This is a genomic window from Xylanibacter ruminicola (genome assembly GCF_900107775.1).
GTDB lineage: Bacteria > Bacteroidota > Bacteroidia > Bacteroidales > Bacteroidaceae > Prevotella > Prevotella ruminicola_C.
In genome coordinates this window covers 17,803-39,037 of sequence record NZ_FNRF01000003.1, presented here as the reverse complement: position 1 = coordinate 39,037, position 21,235 = coordinate 17,803, and the positions used below count along the sequence as shown (strand labels likewise).

The window sequence follows — 21,235 nt, the reverse complement described above, 5'->3', positions numbered from 1 at the left end:
TTGTATCTTTGCGCCATAAACTTAAAACAAAAGCGTATGTACGACAAGGAAAGAGGGCTTTACATAGCCCACTGCTCTAATGGAGCACTGAGTATTACAGGTAAGATGGCCAATCGTCATGGTTTGATTGCAGGTGCCACTGGTACAGGTAAAACCGTAACCCTGCAGGTGATGGCCGAGACCTTCTGTCAGGCAGGCGTACCCTGTTTCATGGCTGATATGAAAGGCGACCTTTCGGGTATCTCGCAGGTTGGTAAGCTGAGTGGTTTTATCGAGAAGCGCATGCCTGAATTCGGCATCGAGAATCCTGAGTTCCAGAGTTGTCCTGTACGCTTCTTCGATGTGTTTGGCGAACAAGGCCATCCCATGCGTGCCACCATCTCACAGATGGGTCCACAGTTGCTCAGTCGCCTGCTCGACCTGAACGAAACACAGGATGGTGTACTGAACATCGTGTTCCGCATTGCCGATGAACGCGGACTGCTGATTCTCGACCTGAAGGACCTGCGCGCCATGCTCGACTATGTATCACAGCACGCCAAAGAGTACACCACTAAATACGGCAATATCTCAACAGCTTCGGTAGGTGCCATCCAGCGCGCCTTGTTGCAGTTGGAGAACCAAGGCGCCAACCAGTTCTTTGGCGAGCCATCGTTCGACATCTTCGACCTGTTGCAGACCGAAGGTGGCAAGGGTATCATGAATGTGCTGGCAGCCGATAAGCTGATGATGCAACCCAAGCTGTACTCTACATTCCTGTTGTGGCTTTTGAGCGAGCTTTACTCTACCCTCCCCGAGGTAGGCGATATGCCGCTACCTAAGCTGGTGTTCTTCTTCGACGAGGCACACATGCTGTTCGACGGTACATCAAAGGCATTGCTCGATAAGATTGAGCAGGTTATCCGTTTGATTCGTTCAAAGGGCGTGGGCATTTATTTCATCACCCAGAGTCCTACTGATATTCCCGAAAACATCCTCGGACAGTTAGGCAACCGTGTACAGCATGCCCTACGTGCTTACACACCAAAAGATCAGAAGGCTGTAAAAACAGCTGCCGATACCTTCCGTCCTAACCCAGCATTTAAGACCGACGAGGCTATCATGAATCTGGAAACAGGCGAGGCGCTTGTCAGTTTCCTCGACGAGAAAGGTGCACCCAATATCGTGGAGCGTGCAAAGATTCTGTTCCCGCTCTCGCAGATTGGCGCCATCACCGAGGGCCAGCGCCTCGACGTCATCAAGCAGAGTCGCATCTATGGAAAGTACGACACGCCAGTGGATCGTGAGAGTGCCTTCGAGGTACTGATGGCCGAAGCCGATCGCGCCCTGCAGGAGCAGGAGCAGACCGAGGTTGAGATACCACAGGCCGAAGCTAAGGCAGAGAAAAAGAAGTCGGGCATATTGGCAAAGGTAGGCAAGGCCATTCTGACCGCTATCACCTCAACCCTGGCTGCTATGTTAGGCACCTACGTAAGCGATAAGGTTACGGGTAAGAAGACCAAGAGTCGCACCTCGGCAAAAGGTCGCGTAGTGAAAAACGCCACCAGTGCCGCCACACGAACGATTACCAAGGAGCTTACAAGAGATATCCTCGGAAATCTTATCAAGTAATTTTGAAGCCGTGTTAATCCGTGCCTTATAAATATTCGCACACGGTATAGGTGTACTTTGCTTTTTCGGTTGTAGTGTATTTGTATTGAGCGGGGTTGATGAGCGATTTCACATCGTGGGTGATGCCGGTGCCTATGAGTTTGGCGGTGGCCTCTTTCATGGTCCAGAGACGGATGAAAGTAGCTTCGGGCTTATCCGACTTTGTTATTTCAGTTTTCTCCTCATCGTTCATGGTGTAATTTACCAGGCTATCCTTGAATTCGCGGATACACTCCACATCTACGCCAACGGGCTTATTGCTGATAACACAGATGACAGCCTCCTTACAATGGCTCAAATTAAAGAATATCTCCGGATGACCCACGATGCTAGGCTTGCCATGCTCGTTATACTCAAAGATGGGGTTATCCGTTATGCCATATTCCTTACGCAAGCCTTCCTTCAGTAACTGGTAAGCCAGCACGCACAAGCGCTGACCCTGTTCGTGTTTAAACTTCAGGGCCTGCTCTCTGCGCTGCTCCGAGATCTCAGCCAGCGCCGCCTGCAAATCAAAATCATAGATATGTTCGCTTACCAGAGTAATCATAACTTTCAACTATTCGAGCCCTATCTCAGGTGTAGGGATTTTGCGGTTGGGATTCTCCTTGGCACCTAAGGTGATTAGTTCTTGGGCCTTTTGGGTAACGCTTTGGCGACCAGTTATCAACTTATTGTTGGTATTGTCGTAAGCCTTCTGCACAGCCTCAATCTTACTACCCAGGTCGTTATAGCGCTGCACAAAGTCGCCTAAGCGATCCAACAACTGCTCAGCCAAGCCAAATACTTTCTCCTGATTCTCGGCCTGCTGGTTCTGCACCCAGGCAATGTGTATCATGTGCAGAATGCCCAACAGGTTCTGCTCGCCCGTTACAAACACCTTCTTTTCGAATGCCTCGCGCCACAACGTAGGATCATTGGCCAATGCCAACTGCAGCGACGACTCGAAGGGTACGAACATAATCACGAAATCAACCACATCGCGACCATTCTTCACGTATTTCGAATAGTCCTTACGTGCTAACTCGTTTACATGCTGGCGCACACTCTTGATGTGGTCCTGCAGGTAACGCTCCTTATCCTCGGGTGTCTCGGCATTCACGTATTTCTCGTAGGCTACCAACGATACCTTCGAATCGATGATAGCATCCTGCCCCTGTGGGTAATGCAGAATCACGTCGGGCTGCATCTCGCGACCAGTCTCATCGTGTTTCATGGGACGTCCGAGTTCATCGCGCAAACGGGCCTGCACCTCGTAGTGGATGCCCTCCGTCAGACCCTGACTATTCAGCAGGTCGCCCAGAATAATCTCGCCCATGTTACCACTCACCTTGTTATCGCGTCGTAACACGTTCGTCAGACTCTCTGCTTTCTCGCCCAACTGCTGTGTCTGCTGCATCATCAGCAGCATCTGCTCACGAAACGAAGCCGAATGGGCTGCACTCTCCTTCTGGTTATCGCTGATGGCCTTCTGCATGTTGGCGATGGCATCCTTCAATGGTTGCGTGATGCCAGATATTGTTTCGGTATTCGACTGCTTCAGTTTCTGGGCACTCTGCTCCAGCAGTTGCTGAGCCATATTCTTAAAGCGCTCCTCATGGCGCTGCGACTCTTCAGCCATCTGCTGATGCAGCAACTGCAACTCTCGCATCTGAGCTTCGGCACGTGCATGCAACTCACGGTTCTCACCCTCCAAGTGGCGCACTCTGCTGGTGCTATCTGCCAACTGCTCATTCTTCAGTTTCAGCTCCATGCCAGTTTTGCCACCCTCTATACGGAGGTGATCCATTTTGCGATCCATCAGCAGGTAAAGCGCTACAGCCCCCACTATGATACCTATTATAATATAAAGTACAATCATAAGTCTTATTGTTTTTATTTTGCTGCAAAATTAAGCAATTTCTTCGTAATAAGGACCAAATGAACCTATAATTTTGCACAAAAAAATGTGCATTCATTCGTTTTTCGAAATCACGCACATTTTCACTCGTTCCGTATATTACTTCATGTCAGATTAAAGGTAAACTAGATCAGATTGTTCAATAAAACTTAAAAAACTGTTGTTCGAGTACAAAAGTACGCATTTTAATCTACCAAACCAAATCTTTTCTCCATTTTCTTTACTTTGTTAACTCTATTTAACTTTAAAAAGAGGTTGTGTTCGTCCACACAACACGAAAAACACACTAACTATGACTGTTTCTTTGCTTGGAACGTATAACCATGATTGACGACCAATGCAGTGAAAGACGTTTTTGACTAATTAAAGCGAATTTTTGGTTAAAGAATCTGTAAAATGTACGTTTTACACCTCTATATCTCGTCCACTCTTTTTAGATTTTTTAAAAATCTTATCACACTGTGTATCAGCGCTTTAGACATTTTGAGCGTGTCATTTCGTCCACTTTTCGCTCTGTGCTGCCAAATGCGAGCATTAAAATTAATTATCTTTGCAGCAGAAAATCCTAATAGGGTATATTCTAACTTAACATTAACATTTAATAAAACCAAAGTATGAAGAAAAGCAGGTTTGTAATGATGTTCCTGGCACTTATGGTGACCATGACATCTTGGGCCCAAGGAATCGTGGGCACTGTGATTGACGACCAGGGCGAAGCCGTGATCGGCGCCTCAGTCGTTGAAAAAGGTAATCCTCAGAACGGTACTATTACCGACTTTAATGGTCAGTTCACCATCAACGTGAAAGAGGGTACACCTATTACTATTAGCTACATCGGCTATCTTACTCAGGAGGTGAAGGCCACCAGCAACATGCGCGTGACCCTGCGTGAGGATGCTCAGACACTGCAGGACGTGGTGGTGATCGGCTACGGTGTTCAGAAGAAGAGCGTGGTGACCGCCGCCATCTCGAAAGTGAACGGCGACGACCTAAACCTAACCAAACCCTCACGTATTGAGGACGCCTTGAAAGGTAAAATATCGGGCGTACAAATCACTCAGTCGTCAGGTCAGCCAAATTCTGATTCGAAGGTGCGCATCCGCGGTATCGGATCGGTAAACAGCTCTGAACCTCTGTATATTGTTGACGGGATGCCTGTAGGCGGTGGTATCAACTACCTGAATCCTACGGATATCGAGTCGGTCGAAATTCTGAAGGATGCTGCATCTGCAGCCATCTATGGTAGCCGTGCAGCAAATGGTGTTGTGCTGGTTACGACCAAGAGCGGTAAGGCAGGTAAAACCAACGTAAGCTACGACTTTAGTTACGGCTGGCAGAACCCTTGGAAGAAAAAGGCTGTGCTCAATGCAAAGGAGTATATGACGATTATGAACGAGGCTCAGGTGAACGATGGCAACACGCCACGCTACTCTGCCGATTTCATCAACAACTATAATGGTCCAGATACCGACTGGCAGGACGAAACCTTTAATTACAACGCCCCTGTGATGCAGCATCAATTGAGCATTAACGGCGGTAATGAAAAAGCCACTTACTTCCTTTCAGTAGGCTACTTCAAACAGGAAGGTATCGTAGGCGGTAACTACGATCGCTCAAACTACGAGCGCCTGAGTGCACGTAGCAACTCGACTTACACGGTATTCGAGGACACAAGCCGCAAATTCCTGAACAAACTGAAAGTGGGTGTGAACATCGGATATACACGCGATACATCTACAGGTATTGAAACCAACTCTGAATATGGTTCAATTCTAGGTAGTGCCATAGCGTTCTCACCATTGGTTAGTCCCTATGCTACTGATGCGGAAGCAGCTCAAATTCTTGCAGAACACCCCAATGCAGTAACAAAGAACGGACGCGTATTCTCACTTCCCCCATCAGGATTCCAAGAGCTCACCAATCCACTGGCTCAGCTGAATCGCCCTAGTGCAGGCAAGAACAACTCTGATAAGATTGTAGGTTCATTCTATGCAGAACTAGACATCCTGCCAGGCTTGAAGTTCCGCAGCACTTATGGTATTGACCTCGCATTCTGGGGTTATGACGGCTATGGCTACGAGGACTATCTTGGCACCATGTCACACACTGACCAAAGCTGGGTTCAGAGCCAAATGAATCGTGGCATGCGCTGGCAGACTGAGAACTACTTCACATACAGCAAGACATTCGCTGAAGTACACAATCTGAACATCGTACTCGGACAGTCAGCTTCACGCTACGAATCACGCAACCTTGGAGGTAGTGATTCACAGTTGTTTGACCACAATCCTTTACATGCTCATATCGACTCAGCCATCGCACCTGAGACAGAATCATCTGTATGGGGCGGCAATGGTGGTGTAACCCACACCTCACTGGCCTCTTACTTCGGCCGTATCGACTACAACTTTGCCGAACGCTATATGGTACAGTTCACCATGCGTCGTGATGGTAGTTCGCACTTCGGACCTAACCACAAGTGGGGCACATTCCCATCATTCTCACTGGGTTGGAACGTATGGAACGAGCCTTACCTGCAGAAAGTGAAGCCAACTTGGTGGGATGTACTGAAGATTCGCGCCAGCTGGGGTCAAAATGGTAACGAGTCAATCCCTGACTTCACATATCGTGCTCTGATGAACGGTGGACAGAACTACTACTTCGGTGGTAGCTACACTGTGAACCCTGATCCCACACAGCCTGGCGTAGAAGCCGGAAAAATGGTGTATGGAACATCGCCTGCACGTGCTGCCAACCCTGACATCAAATGGGAGACATCTACTCAGACCGACCTTGGTATCGACATGCGCTTCCTAAGCAATCGCCTGAGCTTTAGCTTCGACTATTACTTCAAGAAAACTACCGACATGCTATTCGAGTTGAACGTGCCTACTTACATCGGCCAGTCAAAGCCTTACGGCAATCTTGGAACCATGGAGAACTGGGGTCTGGAGTTCGAATTCGGTTGGAAAGACAGCATAAAGGATCTCACATATTGGTTTAATGCCAACGCTTCGTATGCCAAGAATAAGCTCGTTGAGCTGGGCAACGCATCAGGCGAGCAGAACTACGAAAGCGCAGGTGCATCAGGTGTAGGCGACTATGTACACGCTAAGAATGGCGAGGTTTGGCCTTATTTCTATGGCTACAAGACCAATGGCTTGTTCCAGAATCAACAGGAGGTTGACAACTATGTAAATGCTCAGGGCGAAAAGTTGCAACCATCAGCACAACCAGGCGATGTACGCTTCGTTGACTTCAACGGCGACGGTAAAATCAGCGATGAAGATCGCACTAAGATTGGTAAGGGCATGCCCGACTGGACCTACGGATTCTCATTTGGCGCAGAATGGAAGGGGATAGACGTAAGTTTAGCTTGGCAAGGCACCATCGGCAACGATGTATTCGACTTCGCACAGCGTGGCGACGTACCAGCTATGAACCGCCCATCATGGATTATGGATCGCTGGCATGGCGAAGGCACATCCAACAAGATTCCCCGTATGACATCAGCCAATCCAAATGGTAACTGGAAGTCATCTGACCTCTATATCCACAATGGTTCTTATCTGCGTTTGAAGAATGCTCAGATTGGTTACACACTGCCTGCCAATCTCACTCGTATGGTTTCTATCCAGCGTCTGCGTGTATATGTGGGCGCAGAAAATCTGTTCACCTTCACCGGCTATGAGGGATTCGACCCAGAACTTGCTTCTGGTGGCTACACTACACTCGGTGTTGATAAGGGAATCTATCCACAGGCACGTACTATCACTGTTGGTGCTAACGTTACATTCTAATTCACATTAATATATACGACAATGAAAAATTTTAAATTATATATTGCAGTAGCGGCTTTGTCATCAGGTATGGCGCTCACATCGTGTGGCGACTCATTTCTGGAACCTGAGCCCACTACACAGGGTGCAGCTGGTGCTGCTGGCGACCCTCTGAATATCAATTCCGGTTTGGCAGCATCATACCAAATTCTGGGTTTCGACTCATATGCTAACGGCTCTTACGAGTCATCAGTATATATTGCCGATATACAATCGGACGATATTTGGAAGGGCGGCGGCGATGCCAACGATGGTATGAACGGCATGAACCTGGCCGTATCTATGTTCAACACCAGCGGTAACCTGACCTTGAATGGCACATGGAACATCTATACCTCTGGTATCACACGTGTAAATAGCGCACTCGGACTGGTTGAAACAGCAACAACCGACAATCCTGCAGAGGTTGCACTCATCAAGAAATATAAGGCTGAAGCCCTTTTCCTGCGTGCTTACTACCTCTATATGCTCTGGCGTAGCTTCGGTGCAGTGCCATTCCAGGAAAATCTTTTTGAACCGCCCTATGTATGTCGTCAGTTGACTCCCGATGAGGTTTATGCTCAGATTATTAAGGATGTTGATGGTTCTATCGAAAACTTCACCGATGCAGAGATGAATACTAACGACGGTACAAATAACGGTCGCGCCAGTCTGGCTGCAGCCTACATGCTGAAAGCACGTGCCGTGATGTACCAAAAGGACCAGAACAGATATCAGGAAACTGCCAAGGGACTGGCAGCCATCATCAAGAGTGGCAAATACTCGCTGGTTGACGACTATACAAGCATGTGGCTACAGGAAGGTGAGTTCGGACCTGAGTCAATCTTTGAGGCTAACATGATTCCTGGTTCAAAGGACTGGGGTACAGCCTGGAACAGTGGCGGCACCAACTTACCCTCTTACATCTCACCAAACGGTCTAGGTGGCGATTCAGGTTTTGAAGGCGGATGGGGATTCGGTCCTGTACGACCAGAGGCATACGCCATGTTTGACGAAGGCGACCAGCGCCGTGACGCATCTATCCGTGACCTACGTGGTGATGCTACCGGCGGCAACGTTGGTGATACAAACAAGACACCATGGGGTTCATCATACACCATTCGTTTCCAAGACACTGGTTTCTTCCTTGCCAAATATGCTGCACGCACTGGCTATCACAAGCCAACCGGTACTGGCGACCTGAACTGGAGTAATAACCTGCGTATATTCCGCTATGCAGAAACATTGTTAGCTTATGCAGAACTGACTCTGACTACTGGTGATATAGATGGTGTGAGTGGTGCAGACTGCTTGAACCAGGTACGCGACCGTGCCTTTGGAGACCAAAACCATCGTGTGCCTCTCACACTCGAGAACATTCAGAGAGAGAATCACTTGGAATTTGTGGGCGAGGGACACCGTTATTACGACGTGGTTCGATGGGGTATCACAAATGTGCTGCACGTTGACAACGTACCAGGTCTGAACACTTCACGCGACTGGAAAGAGACAAACAAGTACGTAGCCATCCCACAGGCTGAAATAGATGCCACAAAGGGTACAGAGTTCGAACTGCAGCAGAATCCCGGCTATTAATTTATTATTCAACAATCAAAGAATACACTTATGAAAAAGTTTATTTATAGCACAATGTTAATTGGCCTTGCAATGGCAGGACTGGTTTCTTGCGATCCACAAGATAACGATGACCACAGTCTAGGTGGCACATCTGTAAATGCTGCTGCACTGGCTGTTACTGCAAATGTCTCGACAGATGAGACAGGCCAGCCCAATCTTGTAACCATCACCAATGCTTCACAGGCACAGGATGGTGTACGCTACTACATCAGTACTGACGGCAAGTCGTTAAAAGAAACACCTGCCGGACAATCTATCTCACAGATTATCAAAAAGCAGGGCGACTACACCGTACAACTGTATGCCTTCTCTGCTTGCGACCAACAAATGGTTACCACCAGCTTCAATATCGCATCAAACTGGAAAGATCCAAACGCAGCCGATGAGCCCGAAGGATGGATGGGATTCACAGCTGGCACTGACCTGTTGGCTGACTGGCAGCCTGAATACAGCCACTGGTTCTCACCTTCCGACTGGTCAGGTGGTTTGAACCCCAACCTTGATGGTGACATTCATAGTGGTCTGACATTCACCATCCCAGAGGGCATGGGTGGAGATCAATGGCAGGGACAGGTTCATATCCAGCAGAATGGTCCGACTCTGAGCGCAAGCAAGACCTACGATTTCTCTATCGCCATCATTGCTGGTACAGGCAACATCAAGGTGACAGTCAAGCCACAGAAAGACGGCGACGACAACACTTATTTTACAGCTGACCAGTTCCCTCTGCACGAAGGCTTAAACGTGATTGCATTGAGCAACGTTCAGGGATTTGATGGGCAGTTCAAACTTGCCCTCGACTTTGGAGGTGCGCCTGCTGGCACTGAGTTCACTATCGCTCGTGTATTCCTGAGTGAGCATAATGATGCCAACATCCCTCCATTCGACTTCAACGATGGCAAGAACATCCTTAAGGATCAGCCTTTCGGTGCAGACTTCCGTTTCTGGTTCTCACCTTCTGACTGGTCAGGTGGTCTGAACCCAGACCATGAGGGCGACTCACCTGCACTCTTCAAGCTCACCATTCCTGAGGGAATGGGTGGAGACCAGTGGCAGGGACAGGTTCATATACCATTCGATGGTGTAACCCTGAACGCAAACAAGAAATATAATTTCTCGATGATTGTCATTGCCGATCAGAATGTCCCAGGCATGACTGTTAAGCCACAGAACGACAACGACGATAATACTTACCTCTCAGCCGACCGCCATGCGGTAACTGCCAACGTACCAACAGCCATAGTATTGAAGGGCTGTGCAGGTTTCGACGGAAAGTTCCGGCTCTGTCTCGACTTTGGTGGTACACCTGTTGGTACCAATATCACCATTGTTGATATGTATCTCGCTGAAGAGTAAGAAACGCTTCCCCCACCCTTGACTACAAGGGAGGGGGATTTATAATATAAAAATCAATATGACAAAATCTCTACTCGCTACTTCGATATTCTGTTTAAGCTCAATGCTTGCTTCCGCAGAGACCCAGCCAAGTCTGCAACCCACACACGATGAATCGGGCTACGTTCCTGAAGGTTATACCAAGGTGTGGAGTGATGAATTTGACAAAGGCACAGAGCTGAATGCCGATGACTGGACACACGAAGTGAAACAGCCAGGATGGGTAAATCACGAAAAACAGTACTATCTAGACCACAAAACGCCAGGCGGCAAGTTCGTAACAGAGATCAAAGACGACGCACTTATCATACGCTGTCTGAAAGAAAGCGGGCGTATCTGCTCTGGTCGTGTATATGCACACGCTTCGACAGGCTGGACATACGGCTATATTGAAGCACGCATCAAACTGCCAAAGGGCAAGGGTACATGGCCTGCCTTCTGGATGATGCCAGTGAACTTCCGTTCATGGCCTGCTGATGGCGAGATTGACATCATGGAAGAAGTGGGCTACCACCCCGACTACGTATCGTCGAGCTTGCATGCCAATGCACATGTACACTCGAACAACACCCAGGTGACACACGAGATGAAGTGTGACGGAGCAGAAGATGAATATCATATCTACAGCATAGAGTGGACCAAACAAAAAATCACTACCTATGTAGATGGTAACAAGCAGCTCGAGTATGTCAATCGTGGACTGGGCCGTGATGACTGGCCTTATGATGATCCATTCTACATCATTCTAAATCTTGCTTGGGGAGGTGACTGGGGAGGTGCACAAGGCGTTGATGAAAAAGCACTTCCTGCAGAGATGCTCATAGACTATGTACGCGTGTATCAGAAAAAAGGAGAAACAGCAAACATCAGTCCAATTACTCATACTACTGCTACCGACGATATTACCTACAATCTTGCAGGTCAACGTATCAAGGCGTCAGCAAAAGGATTCTATATCAAAAACGGTCGTAAATACATCAAATAATATAAATAAAAAAACAATAATGTAATTATGGAGTTACACTCTCGAAACTAGAATATTAACGTGCGTGTATTCCAGAAGAAATAATGAACTTGAAATTAATACTCTCAACTTTGTTGTTTATTGCTGCGGCCAGTCCTGCCCTGGCCCAGCAATATAAACAACTTACCGATGTACCCACGGTGTATATCGAGACGGAGAACGGTCAGAACATCACCAGTAAGGAAGAGTACATCATGTGTACTTTTACGATGGTGGATGGCGACAACACGCTCCGACTCGAGAACACACAGATAAGAGGACGAGGCAACTCATCGTGGTGGAACTCTGACAAGAATCCCTACCGAGTTAAGTTCGACAAAAAGCAAACACTGTTAGGTGAGGACTTTGCGAAAGCCAAAAGTTGGACGCTGCTTGCCAATCACGGCGACAAGACCATGATCCGCAATGCCCTGACTTACCAACTCGGACGTTTCATCGGCATGAGGTTCTGTCCAGCTGCCAAGTTCATCGATCTTTATCTTAATGGCAAATACCATGGCACCTACCAGATAAGCGACCAGGTGCAGGTGCACAAAAAGCGCGTGGAGGTGGATGAGGACAACGGTTGGCTGCTGGAGGTGGCCAACGAGAACTCGCGCGAGGAGCCATATATCACGTCCACACGCTATGGCATCATCTATAATATCAAGAACCCTGATGACGACCTGCTCACCGCGGATAAGCGCACCGCCATCGGACAGTGGATAGAGGCTTTCGAGCAGGCGGTGGCCAGCAACGACTATCAGGATCCGGAGAAGGGCTATCGTGCCTATATCGACGAGACTGACTTTATCAACTGGTACGTGGGTGCCGAGATCACGGGCAATATCGATGCGCTCTACAGTATCTATATGTATAAGGAGGCCGACGAACAGAAGATGCACTTCGGACCGCTGTGGGACCTTGACTTGGGCTACGACAATAGCTCGGAAAAGAGTCTGCTACGCAATATGGAGGCCTACTTAGGCTTGTGGAACCGTCCCTTCGAGAAGATTCTGCAGCGACTGTGGCAAGACCCTTGGTTTGCCAAGGCTTGCAACGACCGGATGAACCAGTTGGTAGAGGCTGGACTGGAGCAGCACTTGTTGACGGCTATCGACAGTTTGCGTGGTGCCATCTGGCAGTCGCAGACAGAGAACTTCAAGGTGTGGCCCATCAACCAGCAGGTGTACAGCTTCGAGAAGCACAAGTACCACAACGACTACGACAGCTACATCAGCGACCTGAAGGCGTTTGTGAGCACTCATATCCCCTATCTGCAACAGGCCTTCGCCCAGAAGTTGAGTGCCACCGGCATCACACCTGCCAAGACAACTGAAAAGAACAGCAGCACCCTCTACGACCTGCAGGGCCGAAAGGTGCAGCAACGCCATAAAAAAGGAATATACATCCAAAACAGACAAATAATAACAAAACAATGAAGAAAGCATTCGTTTATCTCTTTGCACTCCTGCTGGTGGCCTGCAACGTGGGCAAGCAGAACGAAACCACTGGGTTTGTGACCATCAATGGGCACGACCTCATCAAACCTAACGGTGAGAAACTCCTGATTCAGGGCACCAATCTGGGCAACTGGTTGAACCCCGAGGGTTACATGTTCGGTTTCGGACGTACCAACTCGGCATGGATGATCGATCTCATGATGAAAGAGGCCGTGGGGCCTGATGCTACAGCCAAGTTCTGGCAGCAGTTCAAGGATAACTACGTGACACGCAAGGATATCGACTTCATTGCCCATCAGGGGGCAAACACCATCCGATTGCCATTCAACTACAAGTTGTTCACCGATGAGGACTACATGGGACAGACGGGCAAGAAGGATGGCTATGAGCGTATCGACTCGGTGATCACGTGGTGCAAGGCCAATGGTCTGTATCTGATTCTGGACATGCACGACTGTCCTGGTGGACAGACGGGCGACAATATCGACGACGGACATGGCTACCCCTGGCTCTTCGAGAGTGAACAGAGTCAGCAGTTGTTCTGCAAGATATGGCGCGAGATAGCCTATCGCTATCGCGGCGAGACCACCATCCTGGGCTACGAACTGATGAACGAGCCTATCGCTCACTATTTCGAGAACAGATACGAGCTGTATCAGAAGTTGCAGCCGGTATATAAAAAGGCGGTAGAGGCCATCCGCCAGGTGGACAGAAACCACATCATCCTGTTGGGCGGTGCCCACTGGAACAGTTTCTTTTGGATGCTGAACGACACCACCTACGATGATAAGCTGATGTACACCTGTCATCGCTACGGCGGTCCGGCCACCAAGGAGGCTATCACCCACTACATCAACTTCCGCGACTCGGTGAACCGCCCCATGTATATGGGTGAGTTCGGACACAACACCATGGAGTGGCAACGCGACTTTGTGAAGGTGCTGAAGGAGAACAACATCGGTTACACCTTCTGGCCTTATAAAAAGGTAGATGAGTCGTGCATGATGGGCATCAAGCGCCCCGAGGGTTGGGATAGCATCGTGGTGAAATATGCCGAGACATCACGCAACACCTATCAAGAATGGCGCGAGGCACGCCCCAATCAGGCTCAGTTCCGCCAGCTGCTCAAGCAGTTTGCCGAGAACTGTCGCATCGAGAACTGCAAACCACAGGCGGAGTATATCCAAAGCATGGGGATGGGGAAATTGAAAAATTGAAAAAACAAAAAGGTGAGAAAATGAACAATAAAACTAATTATAGAATGAAGAAATTTATCATGTCAGCACTACTGATTGGCGCTACTGCAGCGGCACAGGCTCAAAGCACACCTGTGTATCTCGACGAAAGCAAGCCTATCGAGCAGCGCATCGACGATGCACTGAGTCGTATGACTCTCGAAGAGAAGATTGCCGTGATACACGCGCAATCCAAGTTTTCAAGTCCTGGTGTTAAACGCTTGGGATTTCCTGACCTGTGGACCGACGACGGTCCCCACGGTGTTCGTCCCGATGTGCTGTGGGACGAGTGGGAACAGGCCGGTCAGACCAACGACTCGTGCGTGGCCTTCCCTGCCCTCACCTGCCTGGCAGCAACATGGAACCCGCAGCTGGCCCGTTTGTACGGCGAGAGTCTGGGCGAGGAGGCACTGTATCGCAACAAGAATGTGATGCTGGGCCCTGGCGTGAACATCTATCGCACCCCACTGGGTGGTCGTAACTTCGAGTATATGGGCGAAGACCCCTGGCTGGCCTCGCGTATGGTAGTGCCTTACGTGCAGGGTTTGCAGTCGAAGGGTGTAGCTGCGTGTGTCAAGCACTATGCCCTGAACAACGACGAGGAGTATCGCCATCAGGTAAACGTGATTGTGAGCGACCGTGCGCTGCACGAGATTTATCTGCCTGCCTTCAAGGCTGCTGTGCAGGAGGGTGGCGCCTGGAGCATTATGGGTGCCTACAACCTGTACCAGAACCAGCACAACTGTCACAACGCCACCATGCTGAACAAGATTCTTAAGAAAGACTGGGGCTTTGATGGTGTGGTGATTAGCGACTGGGGCGGCTGCCATGATACCGAAGAGGCTATCAAGAACGGTCTGGATCTGGAGTTTGGTTCGTGGACCGACGGCTTGACGATGGGTGCCACCAACGCTTACGATAACTACTACATGGCCCTGCCTTACAAGAAGCTAATCAAGGAGGGCAAATATACCACCAAGGAGCTCGACGAGAAGGTTCGCCGCGTGCTGCGCCTGTTCTATCGCACCACGATGAACCGCCACAAGCCTTACGGATTCCTGTGCTCCGATAATCACTATGCCGCTGCGCTCAAGATTGCGCAGGAGGGTATTGTGCTGCTGAAGAACGACAAGAACCTCTTGCCTTTCGACCTGCAGAAAACCAAGAAGATATTGGTGGTGGGCGAAAATGCCATCAAGATGATGACCGTAGGTGGTGGTTCTTCGTCGCTCAAGGCCCAGAAAGAGATTCTGCCTCTGGATGGCATCAAGGCACGCTTTGCCGATGCAGAGGTGGATTACGCCCGTGGCTACGTGGGCGATACCATTCAGAGCTACAACGGTGTAACCGTAGGTCGTTCGCTGTACGAAACGCGCCCCCAGGCCGAGCTGACTGCCGAGGCTGTTGAGAAAGCCAAGCAGGCCGATGCCGTGATTTTTATTGGTGGACTGAACAAGAGCGACCATCAGGATTGCGAGGGTCACGACCGCAAGAGTTACGACCTGCCTTACGCCCAGAACGAGGTGATTGAGGCTATCCTTAAGGTAAACCCACGCTTGGTATATGTAAACATCTCGGGTAACGGTGCTGCCCTACCCTGGATTAACAAGGTGCCCGCTGTGGTGCAGGCCTGGTTTATCGGCTCCGAGGCTGGCGAGGCCATCGCCTCAGTACTGGCCGGCGATGTAAACCCATCAGGCAAGCTGCCATTCACCTGGTACGCATCACTCAGTCAGTGCGGCGCCCATGCCACAGGTAGCTACCCCGGCAACTGGCGTGAGGATTATAAGATTATCGATGAGGAGTACAAGGAGGGTATCTACGTGGGCTACCGCTATACCGACCACAAGGGTCTGAAACCCCTCTTCGCATTCGGTCATGGCTTGAGCTACACCACCTTTAAGGTTGGTAAAGCAACCGCCGACAAGCAGGAGATGACAGCCGAGGGAAAAATTTCCCTCGTCGTACCCGTAACCAATACCGGCAAGGTGGCTGGTAGCGAAACGGTGCAGCTGTACATCGCCGCCAAGCAGAGCAAGGTTGATCGCCCTGTCAAGGAGCTCAAGGCCTTCCAGAAGGTGTATCTGCAGCCAGGCGAAACCCGCAACGTAACACTTACCATCGGTGCCGATGCCGTAAGCTATTACGACGAGACTGCCAACGGCTGGTGCGCCGAGCCAGGCACTTACGAGGTCCTGATTGGTACAGCTTCAGATAAGCTCCCAACCAAGTACACATTCAAACTGAAGTAGATTCATGCGTTATTTTTAAATATTTAGGTACACATATAGTTGATATTAGTTAGTAATTAGTAGTTCCAAAATGATTGTTTTACCAGGATTAACACAAAAAGGAGCCGGCAGCAATGCTGGCTCCTTTGCTAATTAACTAACACAAAATTATCAAATAAAAGAGGGATTCAATACTCTCACAGTATCAAATCCCCCACGCAAACTTCAATAAATCGCAATTTGCGATTTTCAAACAACCAAAAAAAGAATTGTTTGATTTATCGATTATCGGATGAACAGCAGTTCTCTGTACTTAGGCAGTGGCCACAGAGCATCGTCGACAATCAGTTCGAGCTTATCGATCTGATAACGGATCTCGTCAAGTTTTGGCTCTACCTTATCATGATAAGCGATAGCCTTCTCATGCTCGTCCTCGATCTTGTTGGCCAGCTTGCGGGCGTTAACCAACTCCTCAACACCCTTCTCGATGGCAGATGTGCGCTCGGCAATCTCCTCGATAATCTTCAGGTTACGGGCGTTCAGCTTCTCGGCCTTGTCAACGGGGAATACAGCCACCATATTCTCTACATTCTTCAGCAGCTGGCTCTGATAACTGGTAGCCACTGGAATGATATGGTTCATGCTCAGGTCGCCCAGTACGCGAGCCTCAATCTGAATCTTCTTGGTGTAGGTCTCCCACTTCACCTCGTTACGTGCCTCGAGCTCCTTCTTGGTCATTACACCCAGACTCTCGAACATCTTAACGCTGGCGTCGTCGAGGTAACGCTCAAAGATCTTTGGACAGCTCTTCTCAACGTCCAGACCGCGCTTCTCGGCCTCGATCACCCACTCGTCTGAGTAGCCGTTGCCGTCGAAACGGATAGGCTTACAGGTCTTGATATCCTCGCGGAGCACGTCGATGATAGCGTGGAACTTAGCGCTGTGCTCAGTACCAGCAAGCTTCTTCTCGAACTCAGGAATGCGAGCATCGACACGCTTCTTAAAGTCAACCAGAGCCTCGGCTACGGCACTGTTCAGGGCAATCATGGCACTGGCGCAGTTAGCCTCACTACCTACAGCACGGAACTCAAAGCGGTTACCTGTGAATGCGAATGGTGATGTACGGTTACGGTCGGTGTTATCGATGAGCAGCTCAGGAATCTCGGGGATATCCATCTTCAGTCCCTGCTTGCCAGCCATAGCGAGGAAGTCCTTATCGGCAGTCTCGATGTGGTCGAGCAGCTCAGAAACCTGCTTACCGAGGAACGAAGATACGATAGCTGGGGGAGCCTCGTTAGCACCCAGACGGTGAGCGTTGGTAGCACTCATGATGCTGGCCTTGAGCAGACCGTTGTGCTTGTAAACACCCATCAGGGTCTCAACAATAAAGGTAGCAAAGCGCAGGTTGGCCTCGGGAGTCTTGCCAGGAGCGTGCAGCAGTACACCGTTGTCGGTGCTCAAGCTCCAGTTGTTGTGCTTACCCGAACCGTTGATGCCAGCGAATGGCTTTTCGTGCAGCAGCACGCGGAATCCGTGCTTACGGGCTACACGCTTCATAACCGACATCAACAGCATATTGTGGTCAACAGCCAGGTTAGTTTCTTCAAAGATTGGTGCCAGCTCAAACTGATTAGGTGCTACCTCGTTATGACGGGTCTTGCAAGGAACGCCGAGTTCCAGAGCCTGAATCTCAAGGTCGCGCATAAAGGCAGCCACGCGCTCGGGGATTGAACCAAAGTAGTGGTCGTCCATCTGCTGGTTCTTAGCACTGTCGTGTCCCATCAGGGTACGACCGGTAAGCAGCAGGTCGGGGCGTGCAGCATACAGTCCCTCATCTACCAGGAAGTACTCCTGTTCCCATCCGAGGTTTGAGGTTACTTTCTTTACTGTGGGATCAAAGTAATGGCAAACATCAGTAGCAGCCACGTTAACTGCATGAAGAGCACGCAGCAGAGGTGCCTTATAGTCAAGGGCCTCGCCGCTATAACTGATAAATACTGTGGGGATACAAAGCGTATCGTCTATAATAAATACTGGAGATGTGGGATCCCATGCAGAATAACCACGTGCCTCGAATGTAGAACGGATGCCACCAGAGGGGAATGAAGAAGCATCAGGTTCCTGCTGAACGAGCAGCTTTCCGCTGAACTCTTCAACCATACCGCCCTTACCATCATGCTCGATAAACGAGTCGTGCTTCTCGGCAGTACCTTCGGTCAGGGGCTGGAACCAGTGAGTATAGTGAGTTACGCCATTCTCGGTAGCCCACTGCTTGATACCAGCAGCTACAGCGTCGGCAACAGTACGATCCAAACGTGCGCCATTATCAATTACGTCGACCATTTTCTCGTACACGTCCTTTGGCAGGTACTTGTACATTTTCTCACGATTAAAGACCTTCTTGCCAAAATACTCGCAAGGTCTCTCACTTGGTGCTTTTACGTCGAGTGGCTTCTTCTTAAAAGCCTCGCCGACAACCTGAAATCTTAATGCTTCCATAATTACTGTTTATGTTGTTATACAATTTGCTTACACTTTGCTATGATTCCGATGCAAAGGTACTACAAATTGAAAGTAAATTACCTATTTTATCGACATTTTTTATCTTGTTTTTATCTCAAAATTACAAATTGTAAGTTCTATATATGTATTTTCTTACAGATTGTAATCAAAATGCAGGGTTTAGCTAATACCTTTATAAAGCTATTTCGCCATCACACACAAACTCGGCCGGACCAGTCATGTACACATGGTTGTCCTGTTCGCTCCACTCGATGGTAAGCGTGCCGCCATCCATCACAATCTGCGATGTGCGACTGGCCTTACCTGTAAGTGCGGCGGCCACAGCGGTAGCACAGGCGCCAGTACCACAAGCCTGGGTGATACCACTGCCACGCTCCCACACACGGGTGCGGATACTACCGTCAGCCTCAACACGGGCAAACTCGATGTTGCAGCGCTGGGGGAATGCAGGGTGATGCTCCAGGGCCTTACCCGTTTCGCCTACCTGATCAACATCATCGGTAAATATCACGTAGTGGGGATTGCCCATCGATACGAATGTGCCATGACCAGGGTTACGTGTTGGCAGGAACTGCGACTCGTTTTCAAGTACAGGATCGCCCATATCTACAGTAACACTCTCTACAATACCATTGTTTACATGCAGACTGAGCACCTTTACACCCGAGAGGGTGAGCAGACGAATCTCGGTCAGGTCGGTCATGCCGCGCTCGTAAAGGTACTTACCAATACAGCGACTGGCATTACCACACATCATGGCCTCGCTACCGTCGGCATTAAAAATACGCATGGTAAAATCAGCCTCGGGTACGGTAGATTTGCCAATGAGTACCAGTCCGTCGGATCCGATGCCCTTGTGGCGGTGGCTCCACTTGATGGAGGCCGCCTCAGGGTCGGGGATATTGTACTGCGTGGTGTCAACATAGATGTAGTCGTTACCACAGCCGTGCATCTTGGTAAAATGGATCGTACTCATACTTACTTATTCTTTGAAAGGAATGCGTTCACCTTCTGGGCTGTCTGGCGGCCGCTGGCCATAGCGCGCACTACAAGAGAGGCGCCATTGGCCGCATCGCCACAAACAAACACATTATTACCATAAGCGGGATGCTCTGGCTTCAAGAATCCCATGGCCAACAATACCAGTTCAGCTTTTATAATCTCGGGCTTGCCCTTCTCAACCATGATGGGGCGACCGCCTTCGGGATTTGGTTTCCAATCTATCTCCTGTACCTTTACGCCAGTCAGCTTACCGTCCTTACCCAGGAACTCAAGGGTGTTGATGTTCCAACGGCGGGTGCAGCCCTCCTCATGACTCGATGTAGTCTTCAGGGTGCGAGGCCACTCTGGCCAAGGGTTCTGTGGGTCTTCGGGACCCTCAACGGGCTTAGGCATAATCTCAATCTGGGTAACGCTCTTACAACCCTGACGATGGGCTGTACCAATGCAGTCGCTACCTGTATCACCACCACCGATTACCAGCACATCCTTGCCTTTGGCTGTTACGCGCTCGTCCTTACTGAACTCCATACCTGCCAGCACGCGGTTCTGCTGCGACAGCATGTCGAGGGCGAAGTGTACGCCCTTGAGTTCGCGGCCAGGAGCCTTCAGATCGCGGGCTGTTGGAGTACCGGTTGAGATAACCACGGCGTCGAACTCCTTGGCAAAGGCGTCGTTCACCTCTACAGCCTGACCGTACTTAAACTCGATACCCTCCTGCTCCAGCAGGGCGATACGACGATCGATAACGGCCTTGTTCAACTTAAAGTTAGGGATACCGTAGCGCAGCAATCCGCCTGCAGCTTCGTTCTTCTCAAACACGGTAACGGTATATCCCATGTGGTTCAGGTCGTTGGCAGCAGCCAATCCGGCAGGGCCGGCACCAATCACAGCCACCTTCTTTCCGTTGCGTGCGATATCGGTCTTAGGCTGGATAAAGCCCTCCTGGAATGCCATCTCGGTAATGGCGCACTCATCTTCGCGGTTGGTGGTTGGCTCATGGTTAAAGCGGTTCAGCACACAAGCCTTCTCGCACAGTGCAGGACAGATACGACCAGTGAACTCGGGGAAGGGGTTGGTGGTGTTCAGCAACTGGTAGGCCAACTCAAAGTCGCCTTTGTACAGGGCGTCGTTCCACTCGGGTGCTTTGTTACCCAGCGGACAGGCCCAGTGGCAGAAGGGCACGCCGCAATCCATACAGCGGCTGGCCTGCAGTTTACGTTCGCGAGTGCTGAGCGTCTGCTCTACCTCGCCAAAATCGTGGATTCTATCGTGAATCGGACGGTAACCCGCCTCCTGGCGGTGTATCTCTAAAAATGCTTTTGGATTTCCCATTGTGTAAAATTTAAAAATTTAAGAATTTAAAAATTTAAAAATGAAATG

General features: G+C 49.7%; 13 protein-coding genes. 8 read left to right on the top strand and 5 right to left on the bottom strand.

Translation table 11 applies throughout. The annotated features are described in order from the left end of the window. The first annotated feature begins 36 nt into the window (after nucleotides 1–36). The gene (locus BLU97_RS07665) at nucleotides 37–1,611 is read left to right on the top strand and encodes a helicase HerA-like domain-containing protein (protein ID WP_074760985.1); all 1,575 of its coding nucleotides are present in this window, start codon (nucleotides 37–39) and stop codon (nucleotides 1,609–1,611) included. Between the two features lie 25 nt (nucleotides 1,612–1,636). Here the strand turns inward: BLU97_RS07665 and BLU97_RS07660 are convergent, their stop codons facing one another. Together BLU97_RS07660 and rmuC are read right to left on the bottom strand one after the other, a co-directional pair. Beyond that, on the bottom strand, nucleotides 1,637–2,197 hold the full coding sequence (locus BLU97_RS07660; RefSeq protein ID WP_074760984.1) for a 4'-phosphopantetheinyl transferase family protein: 561 nt from the start codon (nucleotides 2,195–2,197) through the stop codon (nucleotides 1,637–1,639). A gap of 9 nt (nucleotides 2,198–2,206) precedes the next feature. Then, a complete protein-coding gene (gene rmuC / locus BLU97_RS07655; RefSeq protein ID WP_074760983.1) occupies nucleotides 2,207–3,508 on the bottom strand; it encodes a DNA recombination protein RmuC in 1,302 nt (433 codons plus the stop codon). Nucleotides 3,509–4,161: 653 nt separating this feature from the next. Here rmuC and BLU97_RS07650 point away from each other — a divergent pair. From BLU97_RS07650 to BLU97_RS07620, 7 genes are all read left to right on the top strand, one after another. Further along, nucleotides 4,162–7,347 (top strand): SusC/RagA family TonB-linked outer membrane protein, encoded by a 3,186-nt coding sequence (locus BLU97_RS07650; protein ID WP_074760982.1) that lies wholly within the window; start codon nucleotides 4,162–4,164, stop codon nucleotides 7,345–7,347. 21 nt (nucleotides 7,348–7,368) lie between these two features. Beyond that, complete coding sequence (locus tag BLU97_RS07645; protein ID WP_074760981.1) at nucleotides 7,369–8,961, top strand: RagB/SusD family nutrient uptake outer membrane protein; 1,593 nt, start codon at nucleotides 7,369–7,371, stop codon at nucleotides 8,959–8,961. 30 nt (nucleotides 8,962–8,991) lie between these two features. Continuing rightward, the gene (locus tag BLU97_RS07640; protein WP_139208924.1) at nucleotides 8,992–10,359 is read left to right on the top strand and encodes a hypothetical protein; all 1,368 of its coding nucleotides are present in this window, start codon (nucleotides 8,992–8,994) and stop codon (nucleotides 10,357–10,359) included. A 58-nt stretch (nucleotides 10,360–10,417) separates the two neighbouring features. After that, on the top strand, nucleotides 10,418–11,383 hold the full coding sequence (locus BLU97_RS07635; protein ID WP_081352919.1) for a family 16 glycosylhydrolase: 966 nt from the start codon (nucleotides 10,418–10,420) through the stop codon (nucleotides 11,381–11,383). A gap of 83 nt (nucleotides 11,384–11,466) precedes the next feature. After that, nucleotides 11,467–12,843: a CotH kinase family protein gene (locus BLU97_RS07630; RefSeq protein WP_081352918.1), complete on the top strand. Its 1,377-nt coding sequence runs from the start codon at nucleotides 11,467–11,469 to the stop codon at nucleotides 12,841–12,843. Next, entirely contained in the window at nucleotides 12,840–14,081 is a 1,242-nt protein-coding gene (locus tag BLU97_RS07625) for a glycoside hydrolase family 5 protein (protein ID WP_074760977.1), read from the top strand. The genes BLU97_RS07630 and BLU97_RS07625 overlap by 4 nt, the downstream gene beginning before the upstream one ends. Nucleotides 14,082–14,125: 44 nt before the next feature. After that, a complete protein-coding gene (locus tag BLU97_RS07620; protein ID WP_074761463.1) occupies nucleotides 14,126–16,351 on the top strand; it encodes a glycoside hydrolase family 3 C-terminal domain-containing protein in 2,226 nt (741 codons plus the stop codon). 264 nt (nucleotides 16,352–16,615) lie between these two features. Here the strand turns inward: BLU97_RS07620 and BLU97_RS07615 are convergent, their stop codons facing one another. The 3 genes from BLU97_RS07615 to BLU97_RS07605 form a co-directional block, all read right to left on the bottom strand. Beyond that, nucleotides 16,616–18,829 (bottom strand): glutamine synthetase III, encoded by a 2,214-nt coding sequence (locus BLU97_RS07615; RefSeq protein ID WP_074760976.1) that lies wholly within the window; start codon nucleotides 18,827–18,829, stop codon nucleotides 16,616–16,618. Between the two features lie 196 nt (nucleotides 18,830–19,025). Beyond that, on the bottom strand, nucleotides 19,026–19,829 hold the full coding sequence (gene dapF / locus BLU97_RS07610) for a diaminopimelate epimerase (RefSeq protein WP_074760975.1): 804 nt from the start codon (nucleotides 19,827–19,829) through the stop codon (nucleotides 19,026–19,028). A 2-nt stretch (nucleotides 19,830–19,831) separates the two neighbouring features. Next, complete coding sequence (locus BLU97_RS07605; RefSeq protein WP_074760974.1) at nucleotides 19,832–21,187, bottom strand: glutamate synthase subunit beta; 1,356 nt, start codon at nucleotides 21,185–21,187, stop codon at nucleotides 19,832–19,834. Between the last annotated feature and the right edge of the window lie 48 nt (nucleotides 21,188–21,235).

What these genes read in the sequence shown, in the direction of transcription:
- BLU97_RS07640 (WP_139208924.1), top strand. Translation starts at nt 8,992, where the DNA reads ATGAAAAAGTTTATTTATAGCACAATGTTAATTGGCCTTGCAATGGCA.
- BLU97_RS07605 (WP_074760974.1), bottom strand. Translation starts at nt 21,187, where the DNA reads ATGGGAAATCCAAAAGCATTTTTAGAGATACACCGCCAGGAGGCGGGT.
- BLU97_RS07625 (WP_074760977.1), top strand. Translation starts at nt 12,840, where the DNA reads ATGAAGAAAGCATTCGTTTATCTCTTTGCACTCCTGCTGGTGGCCTGC.
- BLU97_RS07665 (WP_074760985.1), top strand. Translation starts at nt 37, where the DNA reads ATGTACGACAAGGAAAGAGGGCTTTACATAGCCCACTGCTCTAATGGA.
- dapF (WP_074760975.1), bottom strand. Translation starts at nt 19,829, where the DNA reads ATGAGTACGATCCATTTTACCAAGATGCACGGCTGTGGTAACGACTAC.
- BLU97_RS07645 (WP_074760981.1), top strand. Translation starts at nt 7,369, where the DNA reads ATGAAAAATTTTAAATTATATATTGCAGTAGCGGCTTTGTCATCAGGT.
- BLU97_RS07620 (WP_074761463.1), top strand. Translation starts at nt 14,126, where the DNA reads ATGAAGAAATTTATCATGTCAGCACTACTGATTGGCGCTACTGCAGCG.
- BLU97_RS07635 (WP_081352919.1), top strand. Translation starts at nt 10,418, where the DNA reads ATGACAAAATCTCTACTCGCTACTTCGATATTCTGTTTAAGCTCAATG.
- BLU97_RS07650 (WP_074760982.1), top strand. Translation starts at nt 4,162, where the DNA reads ATGAAGAAAAGCAGGTTTGTAATGATGTTCCTGGCACTTATGGTGACC.
- rmuC (WP_074760983.1), bottom strand. Translation starts at nt 3,508, where the DNA reads ATGATTGTACTTTATATTATAATAGGTATCATAGTGGGGGCTGTAGCG.
- BLU97_RS07615 (WP_074760976.1), bottom strand. Translation starts at nt 18,829, where the DNA reads ATGGAAGCATTAAGATTTCAGGTTGTCGGCGAGGCTTTTAAGAAGAAG.
- BLU97_RS07660 (WP_074760984.1), bottom strand. Translation starts at nt 2,197, where the DNA reads ATGATTACTCTGGTAAGCGAACATATCTATGATTTTGATTTGCAGGCG.
- BLU97_RS07630 (WP_081352918.1), top strand. Translation starts at nt 11,467, where the DNA reads ATGAACTTGAAATTAATACTCTCAACTTTGTTGTTTATTGCTGCGGCC.